Consider the following 21,560-nt stretch of genomic DNA (forward strand, 5'->3'; position numbering starts at 1 on the left):
ACGCGCCCCGAGACCGCCGCAGTGCTCACTCCACGGCCACGAAGTTCGCCATCATCATCATGTCCTCGTGTTCGAGGTTGTGGCAGTGGAACACGTACCGCCCCGCGTACCGCTCGAAGCGCACGATGATCGCGACCTCCTCGCCGGGCCGGACGTCGACGGTGTCCTTCCACCCGTGGTCATAGGGGCCGGGGCCGCCCGTGCCGCGCGAGAGCACCTGGAACGGGCTCAGGTGCAGGTGCACGGGGTGGTGGAAGTCGGAGATCAGCCGCCAGATCTCGACGTTGCCCAGCCGCGGCTCGGCGTGGACCTCGTCCGGATGGAAGGGCCTGCCGTTGACCGTCCAGCCCGACATCCCGTGCAGGCGCGTCGACTGGAAGCGCAGCGTGCGGGTGACGACGGCGTCGGCGGGGTTCAGCGGGACGATCTCGCTGAGCCGCTCGGGGATCGCGGTGTCGTCGGCGAGGCATTCGCCGACCCGGAATCGCAGCACCGACGCCGTCGAGTCCGCGCCGAACTCGTCGACGAGGGTCACCTCGGTGCCCGGACGGTATCGACCGAAGTCGACGATCACGTCATAACGCTGGGCGGGCGCCAGTTCGACGGCGTCATGCCGGACCGGGGCGGCCAGCAGGCCGGCGTCGGTGCCGATCTGCACGAGACCGCCGCCGCCCGGCGGGGGCGGGTCCAGGGCCAGTCGATAGCGGCGGGCGTTGGAGGCGTTGAGCAGGCGGAGCCGGTAGCGCGCGGCGCGCACCTCCGCCAGCGGCCACGGCACGCCGTTCACCAGGATCACGTCACCGAGCACGCCGCCCGCGTAGGGCTCCCGGACGCCCGGTCGCCCCGTCAGGGTCGGGTCGAGGCTCGGATAGTGCAGCGTCCCGTCGGCGGCGAACGACCGATCGGTGATCATCAGCGGCAGATCGCGCTCGCCCCTGGGCAGCGGGAGGGCGTCCTCCTCCTCGTCGGTCACCAGATGGAAACCCGCCAGGCCCCGCCAGACGCTCGGCGCGGTGAAGTCCATCCGATGGTCGTGGTACCAGAGCGTCGCCGCCCGCTGGTCCAGCGGATAGTCGTAGGCGCGCTCCCCCTCGGCGAGCACGGCACCGCCGCGGCCGGGACCGGCGGACATCCCCACCGGCAGGATCAGGTCGATGGGATAGCCGTCGTGTTCCGGCGGGGTGTGTCCGCCGTGCAGGTGGACCACGGCGGGCACGGGCAGCTCGTTGCGATGCCGGACCACGGTCCGCCTGCCGCGTCGGGAGACGATCGTGGGGCCGGGGAATCGTCCGTCGTAGCCCCAGATCTCGGTCTGGACGCCGGGCAGGATCTCCACCGTCGTCGCGCGCTGGGTCAGCGCGTAGTGATCCGCCGCCGCGTCCGTCCGCACCGGGGCGAGGACGGGCGGGATCGCGAGCGGAAGCTGGAAGGGCGGGGGCAGGGGAAGCCGGCTGGACAGCAGTAGTCCCGTCGAGTCCGAGCCGGCGATCCCGCTCACCAGCGGCACGCCGATCGCCGCTCCGACGGCGCCGATGCCGAGGCCGCGCAACAGGTTGCGCCTGGTCAGCGATGTCATGCGGGGCTCCTCGGCGGGGTGCGGTCGTCGGGGGTGCGGTCGTCGGGGGTGTGCGGGGCGGGCGCGGCCCGTGCGAGCTCCGAGGGCACCGCCGTCTTCGGCGGGGACGGCGCGTGGGGAACGAGGCGCCAGGACCGCACCGCGAGCAGCACGGCGAGCAGGATGATCGCCACGCCCAGCGGGATGTGCACGGTGAGCAGTCGCTCGAAACCGGCCACGTTCTGCGCGCCGGTGAGCCCGAGCAGTCCGAGCGACGCGACGAGCGGCCAGCGGGGCCCGCGTCCGGGCCACCGTGCCGGGATCGCGACGAGGAACGCGGTGATCAGCAGCATGTCGGCCAGTGCCGCGCCGTCCTGGTGTCGTTGCAGGGAGCCGAAGGTTCCGGAGAGGAACTGTCCGGCCAGCACCGCCTGAAGGAACAGGGTCACGGCGACCGCGCTCGTCAGCAGGCAGTACGGCAGATACATCCAACGGCGCAGTGTCTCCGCGACACCCGGCGGGCCGCCGGCGCCAGGCGCTCCCGTCGAGCGCACCAGCCATCGTCTCGGGCTGTCCCGTGTCCCCATCCGCGTCCTCCTCGCTGATTTCTACGGCGTAGAGTGAGATTTCTACACCGTAGAGCACGGTCGCGGATCGGCCCCTCGCGGCACCCACGCCCGACGTCGGCACGCCGCCGGTGACGCTCGACGGCCGCGCCACGCCCGACCGGCACCGAAGGAGAGCGAAGCCATGCCAGACCGGACATCGGGTCGTCGGCGACAGCGGCGGCGGCGTGCTGCACGTCGAACGACCCGGTACCGGGCCCGCGCTGCTCATGATCGCGGGCGGCGACGGTGACGCAGGCTGCTACTCGGCGGTCGCCGACCGGCTCGCCGACGCCTGCACGGTGCTGATCTACGACCGGCGCGGACATCCCCGCGGCAGCCCACGCGGGCATCGACACGGCGGTGGTGTTCGGGAACAGCTCGGGAGCGATCACCGGGCTCGCGGTGGCGGCCCGGCACCCGGAGGCGATCCTGGGGCTCGTCGTTCACGAGCCGCCGCTCATCGGACCACCGCGGATGCCGAGGAGCAGGCGAGGTTCTTCGCCGAGGTCGACCGGGCGATCCGCGAGGAGGGCACGCGGCCCGCGTTCCTGCTGGTCGACGCGGCGATCGGCAGGCCCGGGCCGCCCGCGCCGCTCCGGAGCCCGACGGTCCGCCGCCGCACCGCCCGAGCGCTGTCCACCGCGATCCGACTCGCGGGCGGACGGGCCGCACGGCGCGGCCCCAGCGCCGAGGCGACGCGGTCCGCCTGCCACCGGCGGCCGCTCGGCACGCCGAGGTCCTCGTGACCAGGAAGATCCCGCCGACGAGTCTCCACCCGACGTGACCGCGCTCCGCCGCGTCCGACCAGCGGGCGGCAGGCGAAGCAGGCCGTACTCACGACCACCGCGCGACCGAAGTCCCGGCGCGACGCCTCGGCGTCGACCTCGCGGGGTTCCCCGGCGGCCACCCGTCGTTCCTCACCCGCCCCGACGCCTTCGCCGACCGACCGCGCCGGGTCGCGACCACGCTGCCGCCGGGCACCGCGAGCGGGCCGGGCCGGGGCCGGTAGCCTCGCGGCCCATGGCCACCCGCAGGCCCGCGCTGAGCCGCGACCGCATCATCCGTGCCGCTCTCGCCCTGATCGACCGGGACGGGTTGGACGCGCTGTCCATGCGCAGACTCGGCGCCGAGCTCGGCGTCGATCCGATGGCCGTCTACTACCACCTGCCCGACAAGGCCGCCCTCTTCGACGGCGTCGTGGAGGCGGTGTACTCGGAGGTCGACGTCGACGCGGCCGCCCTGCCCGGCCCGTGGCCGGACCTGCTCGCCGCCTACCTGCGACGACTGCGCACGGTGCTGCGTCGACACCCCCACGCGGTGGCGGTGATCGCGACGAGACCCGGCTACACGGCCTCCGTGCTCGAACCCGCCGATCGAGCCGTCGGCAGACTGAAGGAGGAGGGCCTCACCGCCAGGGCGGCCATGGAGATCACGCACGCCTGCCGCGCCTACACGATCGGTTTCGTCCTCGCCGAGGTGGGCGCGCCCCTGGGCGGGCCGACGCGGGCACCCCGCGAGGCGATCGGCTCCGCCGACTATCCTCATCTCGTCGAGGCGATGGCCGAGGGTTATCGACCCGATGAACAGTACGAGGCAGGACTGCGGGCGATGCTCGACGGCTTCGCGCGACGGCAGGCCGAGATCGGACTCACGCCGTAACACCGAGATCGACGATGCGACACCGCCACGCGGCGGACCCCGATCGGCACGCCCAGATCGCGAACAGATCACGGGCTGCCGGTGCTCGGCGGACGCGAAACAGCAGGGACGACGGCGGACAGCGCAGGTGAGCGGGCCCTCAGGGGCGTCCGCGCCCGCCTGGTCAGGCAGGTGTCGCGGCGTGCTGGAAGATCACGGACAGGCCACACCGATGATCGACGGCGAATCGCCTCCTGTCAGACTCTTCGAGCCGATCGACCCAGGGCGACCCCCTCGGGTGTGAATCGGAACACGGCGAGAACCTATGCGCTCTCGTGGTCACGGAGCGACGTACGGAGGAACGGGTGGATCAGGACGGGCGGCTGGTCGCGGGACGCTACCGCCTGCTGGACCGTATCGGCAGCGGTGCGATGGGCGTCGTCTGGAAGGCACAGGACGAGCGGCTCGGTCGCGTCGTGGCGGTCAAGCAGCTCCTCCTGTCGCCCGGCTTGGAGGAGTCCGCGGCGGAGGAGGCCCGGGAACGGGCCTTCCGGGAGGGACGCATCGCCGCCCGGCTGCAGCATCCGCACGCGATCTCGGTCTACGACGTCGTCGAGCACGAAGAGCAGCCGTGCCTGGTGATGGAGTACATGGCCTCCCGGAACCTGTCGGCCACCATGGCCGCCGAGGGACCGTTGGACGTCCGAGAGGTCGCCAGGATCGGCACCCAGGTCGCCTCGGCGCTGCACGCCGCCCACGTCGCGGGCGTCGTCCACCGGGACGTCAAGCCGGGCAACGTCCTGTTGGGCGAGGACGGCATCGTCAAGATCGTCGACTTCGGGATCTCCCGCGCCGCAGGCGACGTCACCGTCACCAAGACCGGGATGCTCGCGGGCACCCCCGCCTATCTCGCGCCGGAGGTCGCCAGGGGACACCCGTCGCGGCCCGCGTCCGACGTCTTCTCGCTCGGCTCCACGCTCTACGCCGCGATCGAGGGCGCGCCCCCGTTCGGCACCAGTGACAACGGGCTGGCCATCCTGCACGCCGTCGCGGCGGGCGAGATCGCGCCGCCGGAGCGGGCGGGCGAGCTGACCCCGGTGTTGATGCACATGCTGACGGCCGATCCCGAAGAGCGGATCACGATGCCGGAGGCGCAACGGGTCCTGGCCGAGGTGGCGGGCGGCGGCACGGCGACCGGGCTGACCCCGCTGCACGACTCCGGCGACGGTGGGCACACGATCCTGGCGCCCACCGGACCCGCCGCCCCGCCGGGGGCGCAGACGACCACCGTGGCCTCGGGCGCCGCGACGCGCGCCGGGGACGCGAAGGACGGCGTCACCCGACTCGACGCCCGTCCCGCCGGCACTCATCCCGGCTCCGGCCAGTCCGGCCACTCGCAGCCGGGCAGGCAAGCGCCGCTCGACGATCAGCCGAGTGCGCACCGCTCCCCGCGCACGGCGGCAGGTTCCGCTCCGGAGCCCCTCTGGCGCAGGCCCGCCGTGCTGGCGGGCGGCGGCGTGCTCGCGGTGGCGGCGGTCGTGCTGGTCATCAGCGTCCTGCTCTCCGGGAACGACTCCGGCGACGCGACGACCCCCGGCGGCTCCGGCACCGAGCCGACGCGCCGCACCGCGCCCGTCGTCACCAGCGAGGTGAGTGTCCCGCCGGAGGACGACGACCAGTTCGGCGGCGACCCGGTGTACCCGCAGAATCCACCGCGGCAGGACCGGTGGCCCGGCGGGGGCACCACCCCGACGGACCCGCCGCCGCCCCCGTCCACCCCGACGGAGCCCGTCGAGCCGACCGCGCCGACCACCACCGAACCGACCGAGCCCACCGGAGGCGCCCCCACTCCCACGGATGATCTCCCGCCGGGCGGCGGCGAGGACGGCGGCGGCGGTGGCGGGGGCGACGACGGTCCGCCGGAGCCGCCCGACGAGGAGACCAGCGGCTGACGGCCCGACACGGAGCGGCGGCGCGACACGGAACGCTCGACCGCGGACCTTCGTGCCGGGTGGGCGACGCGGAGCCCGCGCCGTCCACCGCTCTCCCGGATCGACGGGGGCGGGCCGCGGGGCTCGCGGAGGCCGCCGCCGTCCCCGAACACCGAAGGTCTCGACGGCCACGCTCCCGTCGACGGGTCGAGGCGCCCGGCGAGGCACCGCGGCCCGGGCGGGACGTCGCCCGCCGGACCGACCCCGACCCGACGCGGCGGCGGCGGGCACGACAACGCGGTGAGAGACGCAGGCACCGCTCCCCGTCCGAGTCGTTCGCGGCGGCCGTGCGCGCGCGGACGAAACGGGCAGGCGGCGGCACATCGCGCGACACCCGACCGCGGCGAAATCCGCCGCCGCTGATTCGATTCACCGGCCGCAGGCGAATGACCGCCAGGCGGAATCGAACCGCGAATCGACGGCGAGCACGACGCGGTCGGATTTCGACAAGAAGACCGCCCGGTCTCGCCGCAGCCTGCCAGACCTACTCGGAATCGCATACGCACCGTGCGATTCCGATGATCGAAGCTCCGCTGATGGACCGCTCTGTCCGGTGTCAGACGATCGGCGAACGGAAGCGCATTTCCGCGATCCGCTCTCCCCTCGCCCCGGCTCATGTCCCGGTCCACGGCGTTCGGCATCGATTTTCGGTGCCGACCGGACCGGCGATGTCGCGGGTTCGACCAGCGACCGGCCGACGCTGTCGCCGCACGGATCAGAACACACACGGTGACTACGCCGCCGGCACGACACAAGGTCCGACACGACACCGCCGTTCGGCGTAAGTCACGCCGAATCATTCCCGCTGATACCGCCGAACGGGTGAGTCGACACATCACGCTCCGCACTAGTGACCCTGGTAGCAGTGCATCGGAACCCGAATACATCGGGGTCGAACCGGGCTCCGAGAGGGAATCGATTCCGACGCCATTCACGCGATCCGACCGCATCGCATCGAGTAGACGTGCCGATTCATGCTGGTCCAGGACGTGATCCGGGGGCGCGCCGCTGACACGCCGGGCGCCGAGGCCGGACTTCGCGTGGGCACTCCGACATCTGTATGGCAGTATCAAGCGCGCTCGACGCGGTCGATCAGCGTCCGAAGCAGGAGACCGGATCCGTCGTCGCTGGTCAGCACGGTACAGCGGCGATACCGACACGGAAGGGAGATTCGCCGATCAGTCCCCTGACCGACTGCACGGCCATGCCGTTCCCGTCCGTCTCCTCCCGAACTCGGACCGCGAGACGCCGCCTATCGGCGGTCGCCGTGATGCGAGTGAGATCGTGGAGGACGCGGTCGACGAATGGGCATTCCGCCGCCGACCGGAGCGGTCCGGCGTCGATTCGCCCACGTGGACACCGGCCGACGGCACCCGGCCTCGACGGGCGACGCGGCGGGCCGGACAGGCGCGGCACCCCGCCGAACGCCGCATCGTCGCAGGATATCGGCCGCACCGCGGGCCGAGGCGACGACGAGGGCGGCCATATCGGTCCGCCGGGAACCGCCGTCGAACCCCCGCCCGCCGGCAGGCGACACCGTCCCCGACACGGCGGCGGGCCGATATCCGAGATGGAACGATCGAAATACGCGGAGTTCCGGATTCACCACTTCAGTGCGGCAGCCGGTCGGCCGGCCAACACAACGAGCGGCGGAGTTCACGCCGACGCATTCGACGGGGTCCGATCAGTGCCTTCGGAACCCGACGACGCGGCTCCACCTTGCCCGTACTGTGATACGTGTAACAATCGACGAGTGCACCCCCTGGGCATTGACACCAATGTGCGGCTGTGTAGGGTCCCAGAGGAGCTGATCATGAAGCAGGAGAAGACCAGCAAGAACTTCGCGGATGCCGCAGGCATGACGCAGGGAGGCACCCGAATCCCATAAGTCGTCATCGATCGAAGCGCAATCGTGCAGCCGGGTGAATATCCGGCGCGCTCGACGGCGTCGTCCCTTCCCATCCGCCCCGTTCACGAGGATCTCATGGAACAACAAGTGCTGATGACCATCGCGTTGTGGTGCTTAGTCGTCGGCGCGCTCGCGCTGGTGGTACTGCTGGTCCGTCAACAGCAGATCTCCACACTGCTGCGCGCGCGTAACGCCGCGTTGGAGAACGACCTGCGGACCCGCGACGAAGAAGCCCAGCATCTCGTCTCCGCGCGCCTGCCCGCGCTGGTGGACGCGCTGAGCCACATGGCGGCCGAGGTCCCCGGTCCCCTGCACCCGCAGCTCGCGAACACCCAGTACGGCCAGAACCTCCAGCTCGTGGTGTCCCTGGTCACCGAGTCGGTCGAGAAGGCGATGAGCCGCGTCGACCAGTCGGCCAGGACCACGCTCAAGGCCATGATGCGCACGGTCCAGAGCCTCGCCAACGAACAGCAGCTCGCCATCTCGACCATGCAGGACCGCCACGACGACCCCGACGTCCTCGAGGACCTGCTGCGCATCGACCACGCGAACTCCCAGCTGGGCCGCCGCGTCCAGGCCACCGCCGTCCTGTGCGGCTCGTGGCCGGGCCAGCAGCGCTCCGCGTCCTCGCTGACCGACATCGTGCGCGGCGCGACCTCGCGAATCCGGGACTACCGCCGAGTCGACGTGCACGCCCAGATCGACAACGCGGTGATCAGCCGCGCCGTGGAGCCCGTCGTGCTCACCCTGGCGGAGCTGCTGGACAACGCGGCTCGCCACTCGCAGCCCAACACCTCCGTCGAGGTCAACTTCCGGCACGCCCACAACGGCACCGCGATCGTGATCGACGACGCGGGCGTCGGCATGAACGCCGAGGAGATCCGGCGGGCCGCGGGCCTGCTGGCCGGCCGCGAGGTCGCCGACATCAACCGCCTCGGCGACCCCCCGCAGATCGGCTTCGCCGTGATCGGCGTCCTCGCCGCGCGGTACGGGTTCACCGTCTCGGTCGACACGACCTCGCCCTTCGGCGGCGTGCGCGCCGTCGTCTTCCTCCCCACCGCGCTGCTCACCCGGATCGCACCGCCCGCTCCCGTCCGACCGGAGCCTGCCGTGACCCCGACCGTCCCCCAGGCTCCGTCGCTCAGCACCCCGTCGCACACCCCTGCGTCGACCGCGGGCGGGCTGCCCAAGCGCAGGCGACATGCACCACGCACTGGTGCGCGTCCGCCCGCCACCGAGCAGACCCTGCCCCCGTCCACCCCCTCGGCTCGGCCCGCGAGCGAGACCGCGGCGGGCATGGGTGCATGGCAACGCGGCACCCGATCCGGCCGTGGCACCGAATCGTCTGACAGTGAAGGGAACCCCCAGGCATGACCGACCCCGTGCAGAACAAGCTGGGCTGGATGCTCGACGATGCGCTGAGAGTGCCCGAGACCCGTCACGCGATCCTCCTCTCGGCGGACGGCCTGCTCATGGCCCACTCGGAGCGCATCGACCGCGACGACGCCGAGCGGCACGCCGCCGGGATGTCCGGCCTCCAGGCGCTCGCCCGCAGCACCGCCGAGTTCTGCGGCGACCCGAACACGCCGTGGCAGCAGACCGTCAACGAGTTCCAGAACGGCTACGTGTTCCTCGTCGCCGCGGGCCCTCGGGCCTACCTCGCGGTGTCCACCACCGAGAAGGTGGATCTCGAGACGGTGTCCTTCCGCCTGCAGGAACTGGTGCAGCGACTCGGTAAGGAGCTGACCAGCCCGCAGCGGTCCGATTCAGGAAGTCCGGTGTGAACCCGCCCCGCAACGAGCGGGCGCTGGTCCGGCCCCACGTGGTGACCGGCGGTAGGGCGCACCCGACTCGCAACACGTTCGGCCTGATCACCCTGGTGAGTGCGGCGCGAGATCAGTTGACCGGGCTCAGCCCGGAGAAGCGCCGCCTGATGGAGCTGTGTCGGGGTGGTTCGCTGTCCGTCGCCGAGATCGCAGGCCACCTCCAGCTGCCCGTCAGCGTCACGAAGGTCCTGCTCAGCGATCTGGTCGACAGTGGCCACATCCAGACGACGGCACCGGTCCCGACGACCGAACTGCCCAGCATGAAGCTCCTTCAGGAGGTGCTTGATGGACTCCGCGCTCGCCTCTGATCGCGTCTACCTGCGGGAGACCGTACGGACCGCGGTCAAGTTGCTGATCGTGGGCCACTTCGCCGTAGGCAAGACGACGTTCGTCGGCACGTTATCCGAGATCCGCCCGCTGCGGACCGAGGAGACGATGACGCAGGCGGGCGCGCTGGTCGACGACCTCGCGGGCGTCCAGCAGAAGAAGACCACCACGGTGGCGATGGACTTCGGCAGGCTGACGCTCAACGAGCAGCTCGTGCTGTACCTGTTCGGCGCTCCCGGCCAGCAGCGTTTCACTCCGATGTGGGAGGACCTCGCCTCCGGTGCCCTGGGCGCGCTCGTCCTCGTCGACACTCGCAGGCTCGAACACTCCTTCGAGGTCATGGGCCTGTTGGAGGAGCAGGGGCTGCGTTACGCGGTGGCGGTCAACCACTTCGACGACGCGTCCTCCTACTCGGAGGAGGAACTGCGTGAGGCGCTGGACCTGCTGCCCGCCACCCCCCTCGTCATGTGCGACGCCCGTGATCCGGCGTCGTCCACCCGTGCACTGATCACCCTTGTCGAGTACCTGCTCGCCAGCACCGCCCAGGAGCAAGAGTGACCTCACCCGACACGACCGATCTTCAGCCGCCGCCGGGCTGTCCCGCGCACGGCGGGACCCACCCCGGACCGCCGCTGTACGGGGCGGACTACGCCGCGGACCCCATGCGCACCCTCGATGCGCTGCGCGGCGACGGGCCGATCTCCTCGGTCGAGATCGCCCCCGGCGTGTCGGCCTCGCTGGTCACCGACTACCGCATCGCCCTGGAGGTGCTGCGGGACTCCGACACCTTCCGCAAGGACGGCCGGACCTGGCAGGCGACGGCACCGCAGGACAGCCCGATCATCGGCATGATGATGTACCGGCCCAACTGCTATCACGCGGACGGGCCCCGCCATGCCAGGCTGCGCGGCGCGATCACCGACAGCCTCGATCGGATCGAGCCCAACACCCTGCGCACGCACATCGAGCGCAGCGCCGATCGGCTCATCGACACCTTCGCGGGCGAAGGTGAGGCGGATCTGCTCAACCAGTACGCCAAGATCCTGCCGCTGATGGTCATCCAGCTCCTCATGGGCGTCCCGGAGGAGCCGGGCAGTCGGATGATCGTCGCGATGACCAACGTCTTCGACGGCGTCGAGCCGGAGAAGTCCAACGCGGAGCTGCTGGGCATCCTGCTGGAGCTGATCGCCGCCAAGCGCGCCGAGCCTGGACAGGATGTGACCTCGTGGATGCTGCAGCACAGCGCGCAGCTCACCGACGAGGAGATGATCCACCAGCTGGTGCTGCTGCTGGGCGCGGGCGTCGAGCCCACCCAGAACTGGATCGCCAACGCGCTGCTGCTGTTGTTGTCCGACGACCGGTTCGCGGGCGATCTGGCCGGAGGCAGCATGCCGGTGGACGACGCCCTGGTGGAGGTCCTGTGGACCACCCCGCCGTTCTCGAACTTCTGCATGACCTACCCCACCCGTGACGTCGAGTTCAACGGATTCGTCCTCCCGCGGGACAAGCCGGTGCTGATCAGCCTCACCGCGGTCAACACCGATCCCGCGCTGGCCTCCGAGACTCGGGCGGGAAACCGCGCCCACCTGGCGTTCGGCGGTGGCGCGCACGTCTGCCCGGCGCAGTCCCCGGCACGGCTGATCACCTCGGTGGCCATCGAGAAGCTGCTCGACCGACTGCCCGACCTCGAACTGGCAGTCCCGGCCGACCAGCTGACGTGGCGACCTGGACCGTTCCTCCGAGCGCTGACCGCGCTCCCGCTTCGCTTTCCCTCGGTACCCGTCCGATCCGACGAGACCACTGGAGACAGCAGATGGAACGACAAGCCGGTTCCACCGTCATCGACCCCACCGGAGCCGACGTCCAGTCCGAAGCAGCAGGCCTCCGCGAGGTCGGCGCGCCCACGCTGGTTGAACTCCCTGGTGGGGTGGTGGCGTGGGCAGTAGCGGGCTATGAGCAGATCCGGGGTCTGACCACCGACTCCCGGGTCTCCCGCAACGCCAGGGCGCACTGGCAGGCGTGGGCGGACGGGGAGATCACGCCGGACTGGCATCTGTACACGTTCGTCGCCGTGCAGAACATGATCTCCGCGTACGGCGCCGATCACACCCGGTTACGCTCGTTGATCTCCAAGGCCTTCACCCCGAGGCGGGTGGCGGCGCTCGCACCGAGCATCGAGCAGCTCGTCGCCGGTCTCATCGACGACCTGGTCACGAAGGGCGCGGGGGGCGAGCCGGTCGATCTCCGCGCCGGGCTCGCGTATCCGCTGCCCATCGCGGTGATCAGCACCATGTTCGGCGTGCCCGAGGACTGGAGCGACGAGCTGCGGGGGATCGTCGACGGCATCTTCGACACCACGCTGGGTCCGGAGGAGGCACGGGCCAACCAGATGCAGCTGTACACGCTGCTCAACAAGCTGGTCGAGCTGAAGCAGGCCTCCCCGGGCGAGGACATGACCAGTGCCCTCATCGACGCCCACGAGCAGGACGGCACCCGGCTTCAGGAGCACGAGCTGGTCGACACCCTGCTGCTGATGCTCGGCGCGGGCCACGAGACGACCACGAATCTCCTCGACCAGGCCATGACGGCGATGCTGACCCATCCCGATCAGCTGGCGATGGTGCGTTCCGGTGCGATCACCTGGGACGACGTCATCGAGGAGGCCCTGCGGTGGAACGCGCCGATCGCCAGCCTCCCGCTGCGCTACGCGGTGGAGGACCTGGAGATCGCGGGCGTGACGATCCGCAAGGGCGAGGCGATCCTGGCGTTCTTCGCCGGTGCCGGACGCGATCCGGCGCACTACGGCGAGACCGCCGACCGGTTCGACGCCACCAGGGCCGTCAAGGATCACCTGTCCTTCGGGCACGGGGTGCACTACTGCCTCGGCGCTCCCCTGGCCCGGCTGGAGGCCAGGATCGCGCTGCCCGCTCTGTTCGACCGATTCCCCGACATCACCCTGGCCTGCCGGCCTGACGAGCTCAGGCCGGTGCGGTCCTTCGTCTCCAATGGTCATCTCGACCTTCCCGCGACGCTCGTCGCGGCGAGAGGCTGAGCCGGCCGATCTCTTGGAGGTTCGCGCGCGAATCGACCGCGCGCGAGAGAGCGAGACCCTGGCGCGGCCCGCGCGCACGGTGCACGACGCCCTCGGGCATCGATCACCGTGCGCGCCCGGTCGCCCCACCAGGGACTGCGTCCGCGGTGCACGAGAACGCCGCCGCCGCCCAGGCAGGTCGTGCGGCGACGACACCGCGATCCGGTGCGGGCCGCGCGGCAGCGGCCGCCCTCGTCGGACATCTCAGGCATCCGGAACGGATGCGACGCAGGAGGAGCACCGCATCGTGACCTCATCCACGTCGGCGGTCGACACCGACCCGCCGGCATCGAACCTGTCCGGCTCCTCGGGCGAGGACCGTCGCCGACCCGGCTCCGGCCTCGGCGGGCGAGCGGCCGGTTCCCCGTCGAGTCGAAGGCGGGTCCGCCACCCGCGCCGTGTCCCGTCGCCGTGTCCGACCGGCGGCACCGCGCCGCGTCCGTGGCGCCCCGGCGCAGACTCCGGCGGCGGCAGCCCTGGCCGGCAGCCCTGACCGGCGGACGGCCCGGCCGATCGACGCGGCCCGTCGACGCGCGGCAGGCATCGAGCTCGCGCGGGCGGCGGATCGGCCGCCCAGGCCCGTGCACCCGAGGCATACGCCGACGAACCGACGCCCTCGTCCGGTGATCCGCACCGCGGTCCGGCGACGAGGGCCTTGTCCCGACAGCACCATAGGAGCACGCCTGTGACCACCACCGATCCGGCAGGCCATGCCGGCGGTCCGCCACCCGGTTGCCCGGCGCACGCCTCGGCGCCCTCGGAGCAGGCCGCGCGCGCCGCGATGCCCGCGACCGCCGTCGAGCCCACCGCGCTGTACTCGGCCGCCTTCGCCGCCGACCCGGCCGCGGTCTACGCCGAGTTGCGCAGGCAGGGCTCGGCGGGCTTCGTCGAACTCAGTCCCGGCGTCCCCGCGAGCCTGGTGATCGGCTACGAGGCCGCCCTCGCCGTGCTCCGGGACCCCGAGTCCTTCCCCCGTGATCCCCGCCGCTGGCAGCAGACCATGCCCCCCGACTGCCCGGTGCTGCCGATGATGCAGCACCGACGGAGCGCGGTGTTCAACGACGGCGACGTCCACACCCGACTGCGCGTCGCGGTGAGCGACAGCCTGGATCGGATCGACCCGACCACGTTGCGCCAGTACGTGGAGCGCAGCGCGGACACCCTCATCGACGACTTCGCCGACCGGGGTCGGGCGGATCTGCTCGCCGAATACGCCCGGCTGCTGCCGATCCTGGTGTTCAACCAGCTCCTCGACTGTCCGCCGCAGCTGAGCGCCTCCCTGGTCCGCTGTCTGGCGGCGATCTTCGAAGGCGGAGCCGAGGCGGCCGAGGCGAACGGGGAGCTGGGCCGCTGCATGCTGGAGCTGATCACGCTGCGCCAGCGGGAGCCCGGCAACGACCTGCTCTCCTGGCTGATCGCCCATCCCACCCGGCTCGACACCCAGGAGCTGATGGACCAGCTCACGATGTTGCTGGCGGGCGGCATCGAGCCGGTGCAGAACCTCATCGCCAACGCCCTGCGGCTGCTGTTGTCCGACGCGCGGTTCGCCGGGGACCTCTCCGGCGGCAGCCTGCCCGTGGACGACGCGCTCGTGGAGATCCTCTGGACCGACCCGCCGTTGGCGAACTTCGGCCCCGCCTATCCCACCCGGAATGTGTCGCTGCCCGACGGCACCGTGCTGCCCGCGGGTCGACCCGTGGTGGTCAGTTACGCCGCGGCCAACCTCGACCCGAGTCTCGCCTCGGATCGCGGCACCGGGAACCGGGCCCACCTCGCCTGGAGCGCGGGACCGCATGCCTGCCCCGGGCAGTCGCAGGCCCGGATCATCGCGTCGCTGGCGATCGAGAAGGTGCTGGACCGACTCCCCGACGTCGAGCTGGCGCTGGCCGAGGACGAGCTGCGGTGGCGACCGGGTCCCTTCCAACGGGCACTGACGGCGCTGCCCGTGCGATTCCCCCCGGTGGCCGTGCCGGAGGACCCCGGCGGCCCGCTGCCCCCTTCGCCGCTCACACCGACCGACGGCGGGACCGGCGGACGCCGGGCCACGACGGCGGGGGTGCCGTCCGACGGACCCGCCCCGACGGCGGAGCGGCAGGCGGCCCCGGCCGACGGCCGCCCGTCGAGACCGCGCTGGATGGCCGCCCTGACCCGGTGGTGGCGCGGCCAGTGATCACCGCGATCGCCTCCGCCGCGTCGGGCGCTCGAACCCCGTCGCGACCGTCGAGTCCCGGTCCACGACGCGGACCGGCGGCGGGGGCGGTCCGCCACCGTCCGAGCACCACCGGACCGACCTCTCGTTCCGCACCGACGACGCTCCAGGAGAACGTGTGACTCCCACCGATCCCCTCGGCCAGGACCACGTGCACCCGCCGGACGGCGCGCGGTCGTCGCCGCCGCCCGGCTGCCCGGCGCACGACGGCGTGACGCGGTTGTACCTGCCGGAGTTCGCGGCCGATCCGAACGCCGTCTACGACTCGCTGCGGGCCCAGGGACCCGTCGCGCCGGTGGAGATCGCCCCCGGTGTGCCCGCCACGCTGGTCACGAGCTACTCGACGGCTCTGGAGGTCCTGCGCGATCCGCGCAATTTCCCGAAGGACCCACGACGGTGGCAGCAGACCGTCCCGCCGGACTCGCCGGTGCTGCCGATGCTGATGTACCGGGACAACTGTCTGTTCACCGACGGCGAGCGGCACCGCAGGCTCCGCGCGGCGCTGAACGACGGCCTCGGCGGGGTCGACTCGGTGACGCTGCGCGGCTATGTCGAGCGCGGGGCGACGACGTTGATCGACGAGTTCGCGCCCGCGGGCGAGGCGGATCTGCTCACGCAGTACGGCAGGCTCCTGCCGATCCTCGTCCTCGATCAGATGTTCGCCACCCCGCCGCATCTCAGCGAACGCCTGACCACGGCCCTGGGAACGATCTTCGAGGGCGTCGCGGCCAACGCCGAGCAGGCGAACAGGGAACTCTTCCTGTGCACCGCGGAGCTGGTCGAGACCCGCCGCGCCGCGCCGGGCAGGGACGTCGTCTCGTGGCTGATCGCCCATCCCGCGGAGCTGACGCAGGAAGAGCTGGTCAGCACGATCATGCTGCTGATGGCGGCGGGCATCGAGCCGACGCAGAACCTGATCGCGAACGTGCTGCGGCTGCTGCTCTCCGACGATCGGTTCGCGGGCGGCCTGACCGGCGGCAGCGTCGCACTCGACGACGCGCTGACAGAGATCCTCTGGACCGACCCGCCGATGGCGAACTACGCGACGACCCATCCGATCCATGACGTGTACCTCGCGGGCGGTGTGCGGGTTCCGGGCGATCGCCCCGTGCTGATCAGCCTGGCCGCCGCGAACGCCGACCCCGAGGTGTCCGCCGCCCGTGCGTCGGGCAACCGGGCGCACCTGGCATGGAGCGCGGGCCCGCATGTCTGCCCCGCCCAGTCCCAGGCGATGACCATCGCCTCGGTGGCGGTCGAGACGCTCCTCGACCGACTGCCGGACCTCGAACTGGCCGTGCCCGTCGACGACCTGACGTGGCGGCCGGGTCCCTTCCACCGGGCACTCGACTCGCTGCCCGTGCGCTTTCCCCCCGTCCGTTCCTCCGTCCGACCCGACGAGAACACAGGAGACAGCAGATGGAACGTCAGTCCACCGCCCCCTATGTCATCGACCCCGCAGGCGCCGACATCCAGGGCGAGGCGAGGCGGCTCAGGGAGCGGGGAGTCGCCACGCTGGTTGAGCTCCCTGGTCCGGTGGTGGCGTGGTCTGTGACCAGCCACCACCACCTGCGGAGCCTGCTCGCCGATCCTCGGGTGTCCAAGGACCCCGTCCAGCACTGGCCCGGCTACGCCGAGGGCAGGGTGCGGCTCGACTCCGTCCTGGCGACCTGGGTCGGCGTGCGCAACATGTTCAACGCCTACGGCGACGATCATCGGCGGCTGCGGTCGCTGGTCTCCAAGGCCTTCACGCCCCGCCGGGTCAACGCGCTCCAGCCGTGGATCGAGTCGATCACCGATCGGCTCGTGACCGACCTGGCGGCGGGGCCGCAGGATCAGCCGGTGGACCTTCGTGAGGGCTTCTGCTTCCCGGTGCCGATCGAGGTGATCTGCGCCCTGTTCGGCGTCGCGGAGGAGCACCGGCCGGAGCTGCGTCGAGTGGTCGACGGGGTGTTCGACACGGCCGCGACGCCGGAGGAGGCCGCCGCGCTGGGCGAGGATCTCTACAAGATCATGAACGTCTTCATCGCGGACAAGCGCGCCAACCCCGGGGACGACCTCGCGTCGGCACTGATCAGCGCGCGTGACGAGGACGGCTCGCAGCTGGACGAGACGGAGCTGATCGACACGCTGAGCCTGGTGCTGTCCGCCGGTCACGAGACGACGGTCAACCTGCTGGATCAGGCGATCACCGCGCTGCTCACCCACCCCGACCAGCTCGCGCTCGTCCGGTCCGGCGAGCGGTCCTGGGACGACGTGATCGACGAGACGATGCGCTGGCAGGCCCCGGTGGCGAACCTGCCGCTGCGGTACGCGGTGGAGGACATCCAGGTCGGCGACATCCTCATCCGCAAGGGCGATCGCATCCTGGCGCCCTACGCGGCCACCGGTCGGGACCCGGAGCGGCACGGGGCGGACGCCGACTCGTTCGACCTGACCCGGGCGGTCAAGGACCACCTGGCCTTCGGTCACGGCGTGCACTACTGCCTGGGGGCGCCGCTGGCCCGCATGGAGGTGAAGACCGCCCTGCCCGCCCTGTTCGCGCGGTTCCCGAACATGCGGCTCGCGGTGGCCGCGGACGAGCTGGCACCGGTGTCGTCGTTCATCTCCAACGGACACGCCGAGCTGCCCGTGATCCTGAACCCGGAGTCGGCAGGCTGATCGGGTCGACCGCCGCCGCAGGCGGCACGTCTCGGGCCGCAGCCTACGATCCGCCGCGGCTCAGGACTGCTGTCTGCGGCGGGTCCTGACGAACAGATAGATCAGGTAGGGCGCGCCGAGGACGGCGGTGAGCACTCCGACCGGCAGGTGTGACAGGCCGGGCGTGATCCGCACGGCGAGGTCGGCGCTCACGGTGAGCAGTGCGCCCAGGACCATCGAGGCGACCAGCGGCGGCTGCGAGGCCCCGACGAGCCGCATCGCGATCTGCGGTGTGGCCAGCGCGACGAAGGCGATGGGGCCCGCGGTCGCGGCGGCCACGGCGGCGAGCGCGGCGGCGAGCAGCAGCAGGGTGCCGCGCGCGCCGTCGACCCGGATGCCCAGCGCGCGCGAGGTGTCGTCGCCGAACTGGAGGCCGCCGAGCACCCGCGAGCAGGCCAGCGTGGCGGGGACGAGGATCGCGACGGCGATCGCGAGCGGTCCCACGCCGTCCCAGCCCGCGTTGGCGAGGCTGCCGACCAGCCAGACGGTCGCCCGACTGGCATCGTCCACGTCGCCGACGGTCAGCAGCCAGTAGACGATGTTGCCGCCGATCGCCGACAGGCCGATGCCCACCAGGACCATCCGATACCCGTCGATGCCCTGCCGCCAGGACAGCAGATACAGCAGCAGGCCCGCCGCGAGGCCGCCGACGAGCCCGGCCGCCGGGACGCCCAACGCGACGGCGCCGCTGACCGTGCCGCGCGAGCCGCCGAGCACGATGACGGCGACGGCGCCGACACCCGCGCCCCAGGTCACGCCGAGGATGTCCGGGCTGGCCAGTGGATTGCGCGCCAGCGACTGGAAGAGCGCCCCGGACAGGCCGAGCGCCGCTCCGACGAGGACGCCGGTGAGGGTCCTGGGCATGCGCAGGCTGAAGATGATGCCGTTCTCCCGGCGGTCGCCGCCGCCCGCGAGAGTGCGCAGGACGTCGAACACCTCGATCTGCGAGGTGCCCCGGCCGATGTTCAGCGCGGCGACCAGGACGAGCAGGACGAGCGCGATGCCGGTGACGAGGACGACCCGGGGCCGCAGGATCATCGAGACCGGCCCGAGGCGCACCGCAGGGATGACCGGCGCCTCGGCGGATCTCCCCGCCGCCTCGGGGCCGCCCCCGGCCGGGGCCGTCGAGCCGGGCGCCGTTCCGTTCCGCCTGCCCGCGCCGCGGCCGTCGGGGTCGAGCTGTGGATCGTGGACGGTCACAGCCGGATCAGTCCCTTCCGCCGGACGAGCCAGATGAAGACCGGCGCGCCGAGGACGGCGAGCATGATGCCCACCTCGAAGCTGTCGGAGGACACGACTCGGCAGAGCACGTCGGCGGCCAGCAGCAGGACCGCACCGGTCAGCGCCGAGACGGGCACGATCCATCGGTAGTCCGGTCCGGTGATGGACCTGGCGAGGTGCGGGACGACCAGCCCGAGGAAGGCGATCGGCCCGCAGGCCGCGACGACGGCGCCCGTGAGCAGCGTGATCGCCGTGACGCCGACGATCCGGGTGAGTCGGATGTTCTGGCCCAGCGCCCGCGCCATGTCCTCGCCGAGCGCGAGCACGTTGAGCCCTCGGGCGTTGACCAGGGCGAGCACGATGCCCGCCAGCAGGAAGGGCGCCACCTGCCCGGAGACGGAGTACTCGCGGGCGGCGATCGAGCCGACCTGCCAGAAGCGGTAGACCTCCATCCCGGCCCGGTTGCCCAGCACCACCGCGGCGACGAGGCCGCCGAGCAGCGCGGTGACGGCGGCACCCGCCATCGCGAGCGTCACCGGCGTGGAGCCGCCGAGCGAGCCGAGGACGAACACCACGACGCTGGCGATCAAGGCCCCGGCGAAGCCGAACCAGATGAAGTTCTCCAGGTCACGGATGCCGAACGCGACCACGGCGAGCACGGTGGCGAAGGCGGCGCCCTGTGTCACGCCGAGGATGCCGGGGTCGGCCAGCGGGTTCCTGGTGTGGCCCTGCATCAGCGCGCCCGCAGCACCGAGGCCCGCTCCGGCGAGCAGCCCCAGCACCGTTCGGGGCAGCCGCAGCGAGCGGACGATGTCGTCGAACTCGGTGCCTCGCGGGTCGACCAGCGCCGCCCAGACGAGGTCGAGCGGGATCGTCCGCGACCCGATCGAGACGCTCGCGGCGACCGCCAGCACCAGCGCCACGCAGAGCAGTGTCAGTCCCACCGTCCTGCGGCGCGCCCGTCCGTCGGGCACGCGGCGACGGACCGCGTCGAGTGTCGCGCTCACCCTGTCTCCTCACTCGGCGATCGTCCCGCGTCCCGGTCTGTCCCGCGGGCGGCCCGGTCCCGTCGTCGCGCCGTCCGCTCCGGACGTCGACGCGCCGCTTCGACGTCCGCTCTCGCACGACTGGCGACGACCGGCACTGAGGCTAGCCTCACCGACTCCGTCGAGGCGCGCAGGCACCTCGATCCCCGGCGCCCGACACGTCCCGAGCCGCACGCCCCGTCCCCCGCCTGCCCGCCGAGCACCGGACACCCGCCGGAAGTCCACCGCGGACGCTCGTCGGCACCGTCGTGCACCGCCTGCGGAAGGGATGCGGCGATCGTTCGAGGCACACAGGCGACGCCGAGCCGTTCCCGATCACCTCGTACCATGCTGAGGCAAGGCTAACCGAACAAAGGACGAGTGAGATGTCGAGTGCCGTGCGTCATCGCACCAGGGGGGCGGCCGTCGCCGTTCCGCTCGCGATCTGCCTGCTTCTCAGCGCATGCGGGGGCGGAGAGGAAGCCCAGACTCCCGCGCCGGAGGGCGCGAGCCAGGAGGGCTTTCCCCGGACGATCAGCCATGCCATGGGCGAGACGACGCTGGAGACGCGGCCGACGCGCGTCGCGACGCTGGACACCAGCTACATCGACGCCGCGATGGCGTTGGACCTCGACGTGGTGGCGCGGATCAACTACCACACCGCCGACGGAACGCTGCCCGGCTACCTGAAGGAGGACGAGCAGGCCCAGGCCGAGGCGGCCACCGTGATCGGCGAGATCACCGCCCCCGACGTCGAGATGCTGTGGGACGTCGAGCCCGAGCTGATCGTCTCGGCGCAGGTGCGGCACGAGGAGATCTACCCGGAACTGAGCGAGGTGGCGCCCACGGTCTTCAGCGAGACCACCGGGGCGACCTGGAAGGACAACATCCGACTCCTGGGCGAGGCGACCGGCCGGGAGGACCTCGCCGAGGAGCGCATCAGCGCCTACGAACAGCGCGCGGCGAGCATCGGCGAGGCGATCCGCGAGGAGCTGGGCCGGGACGCCACCGTGACGATGGCGCGCTTCGTCGAAGGCGAGCCGACGGTCCGGCTCTACACCAGCGCGTCCTTCCCCGGCATCATCCTGGCCGACGCGGGCCTGACCCGCCCCGAAGGCCAGGCCGACTCGGAGGACGAGATCATGGTGAACCTCAGTCAGGAGGAGATCACCGACCTCGACGCGGACCGCATCTTCGTGTCCACCTACACGGACCCGGCCGCCGAGGCGGAGAACCCGCGGGAGCAGTTCGAGTCCAACCCGCTGTGGGGCAGGCTGACGGGCGAGATCACCACGGTCGACGACGAGGTCTGGGTCACCTCGGTGAGCCTCCAGGGCGCCGAGCAGATGCTGGACGAGCTGGCCGCCGCCTTCGGCGTGGACGACGGCAGGTCCTGATCGAGGCCGACCGTCGCAGGCGCCTCGGCCGATCGGTCGCAGGCGCAGGCGGCGGGTCCGCCCTCA

At 71.8% G+C, this 21,560-nt stretch carries 17 protein-coding genes; 13 read left to right on the top strand and 4 right to left on the bottom strand.

The features are described 5' to 3' along the window. Positions 1-25: 25 nt before the first annotated feature. Complete coding sequence (locus tag AHOG_RS18265; protein ID WP_093942444.1) at positions 26-1,576, bottom strand: multicopper oxidase family protein; 1,551 nt, start codon at positions 1,574-1,576, stop codon at positions 26-28. Next, entirely contained in the window at positions 1,573-2,142 is a 570-nt protein-coding gene (locus AHOG_RS18270) for a hypothetical protein (RefSeq protein WP_157736905.1), read from the bottom strand. Before AHOG_RS18270 ends, AHOG_RS18265 begins: the two co-directional genes overlap by 4 nt. A gap of 110 nt (positions 2,143-2,252) precedes the next feature. Here AHOG_RS18270 and AHOG_RS29155 point away from each other — a divergent pair, with 110 nt between their 5' ends. From AHOG_RS29155 to AHOG_RS18320, 12 genes are all read left to right on the top strand, one after another. Continuing rightward, positions 2,253-2,909, top strand: coding sequence for an alpha/beta fold hydrolase (locus AHOG_RS29155; protein WP_169725879.1), 657 nt, complete (start codon positions 2,253-2,255; stop codon positions 2,907-2,909). Between the two features lie 274 nt (positions 2,910-3,183). After that, positions 3,184-3,822, top strand: coding sequence for a TetR/AcrR family transcriptional regulator (locus AHOG_RS29160; RefSeq protein ID WP_169725880.1), 639 nt, complete (start codon positions 3,184-3,186; stop codon positions 3,820-3,822). Positions 3,823-4,166: 344 nt separating this feature from the next. Then, the gene (locus AHOG_RS18280; RefSeq protein WP_093944572.1) at positions 4,167-5,753 is read left to right on the top strand and encodes a serine/threonine-protein kinase; all 1,587 of its coding nucleotides are present in this window, start codon (positions 4,167-4,169) and stop codon (positions 5,751-5,753) included. 2,023 nt (positions 5,754-7,776) lie between these two features. Continuing rightward, positions 7,777-9,075, top strand: a complete 1,299-nt coding sequence (locus tag AHOG_RS18285; RefSeq protein ID WP_093942447.1) for an ATP-binding protein — start codon at positions 7,777-7,779, stop codon at positions 9,073-9,075. Then, complete coding sequence (locus tag AHOG_RS18290; RefSeq protein ID WP_093942448.1) at positions 9,072-9,485, top strand: roadblock/LC7 domain-containing protein; 414 nt, start codon at positions 9,072-9,074, stop codon at positions 9,483-9,485. The genes AHOG_RS18285 and AHOG_RS18290 overlap by 4 nt, the downstream gene beginning before the upstream one ends. Continuing rightward, positions 9,482-9,835, top strand: a complete 354-nt coding sequence (locus AHOG_RS18295; protein WP_093942449.1) for a DUF742 domain-containing protein — start codon at positions 9,482-9,484, stop codon at positions 9,833-9,835. The genes AHOG_RS18290 and AHOG_RS18295 overlap by 4 nt, the downstream gene beginning before the upstream one ends. Continuing rightward, complete coding sequence (locus AHOG_RS18300; protein ID WP_093942450.1) at positions 9,813-10,412, top strand: GTP-binding protein; 600 nt, start codon at positions 9,813-9,815, stop codon at positions 10,410-10,412. The genes AHOG_RS18295 and AHOG_RS18300 overlap by 23 nt, the downstream gene beginning before the upstream one ends. After that, positions 10,409-11,800: a cytochrome P450 gene (locus AHOG_RS30045; protein ID WP_245856301.1), complete on the top strand. Its 1,392-nt coding sequence runs from the start codon at positions 10,409-10,411 to the stop codon at positions 11,798-11,800. Before AHOG_RS18300 ends, AHOG_RS30045 begins: the two co-directional genes overlap by 4 nt. Next, complete coding sequence (locus AHOG_RS18305; RefSeq protein ID WP_311770148.1) at positions 11,785-12,906, top strand: cytochrome P450 family protein; 1,122 nt, start codon at positions 11,785-11,787, stop codon at positions 12,904-12,906. The genes AHOG_RS30045 and AHOG_RS18305 overlap by 16 nt, the downstream gene beginning before the upstream one ends. A gap of 724 nt (positions 12,907-13,630) precedes the next feature. Continuing rightward, entirely contained in the window at positions 13,631-15,115 is a 1,485-nt protein-coding gene (locus AHOG_RS18310) for a cytochrome P450 (protein ID WP_245856303.1), read from the top strand. Between the two features lie 157 nt (positions 15,116-15,272). Continuing rightward, positions 15,273-16,706: a cytochrome P450 gene (locus AHOG_RS30050; protein ID WP_245856304.1), complete on the top strand. Its 1,434-nt coding sequence runs from the start codon at positions 15,273-15,275 to the stop codon at positions 16,704-16,706. Continuing rightward, entirely contained in the window at positions 16,688-17,812 is a 1,125-nt protein-coding gene (locus AHOG_RS18320) for a cytochrome P450 family protein (RefSeq protein WP_245856305.1), read from the top strand. Before AHOG_RS30050 ends, AHOG_RS18320 begins: the two co-directional genes overlap by 19 nt. Before the next feature lie 60 nt (positions 17,813-17,872). Here the strand turns inward: AHOG_RS18320 and AHOG_RS18325 are convergent, their stop codons facing one another. Together AHOG_RS18325 and AHOG_RS18330 are read right to left on the bottom strand one after the other, a co-directional pair. Further along, positions 17,873-18,889: a FecCD family ABC transporter permease gene (locus AHOG_RS18325; RefSeq protein ID WP_093944574.1), complete on the bottom strand. Its 1,017-nt coding sequence runs from the start codon at positions 18,887-18,889 to the stop codon at positions 17,873-17,875. Between the two features lie 158 nt (positions 18,890-19,047). After that, positions 19,048-20,079 carry a FecCD family ABC transporter permease gene (locus AHOG_RS18330; RefSeq protein ID WP_245856306.1) on the bottom strand — a complete coding sequence of 344 codons (1,032 nt, stop codon included), beginning with the start codon at positions 20,077-20,079 and terminating at the stop codon, positions 19,048-19,050. Positions 20,080-20,483: 404 nt separating this feature from the next. Here AHOG_RS18330 and AHOG_RS18335 point away from each other — a divergent pair, with 404 nt between their 5' ends. Next, positions 20,484-21,494, top strand: coding sequence for an ABC transporter substrate-binding protein (locus AHOG_RS18335; protein WP_093942453.1), 1,011 nt, complete (start codon positions 20,484-20,486; stop codon positions 21,492-21,494). Positions 21,495-21,560 lie beyond the last annotated feature (66 nt).

It is taken from the genome of Actinoalloteichus hoggarensis, from assembly GCF_002234535.1.
Taxonomy (GTDB): domain Bacteria; phylum Actinomycetota; class Actinomycetes; order Mycobacteriales; family Pseudonocardiaceae; genus Actinoalloteichus_A; species Actinoalloteichus_A hoggarensis.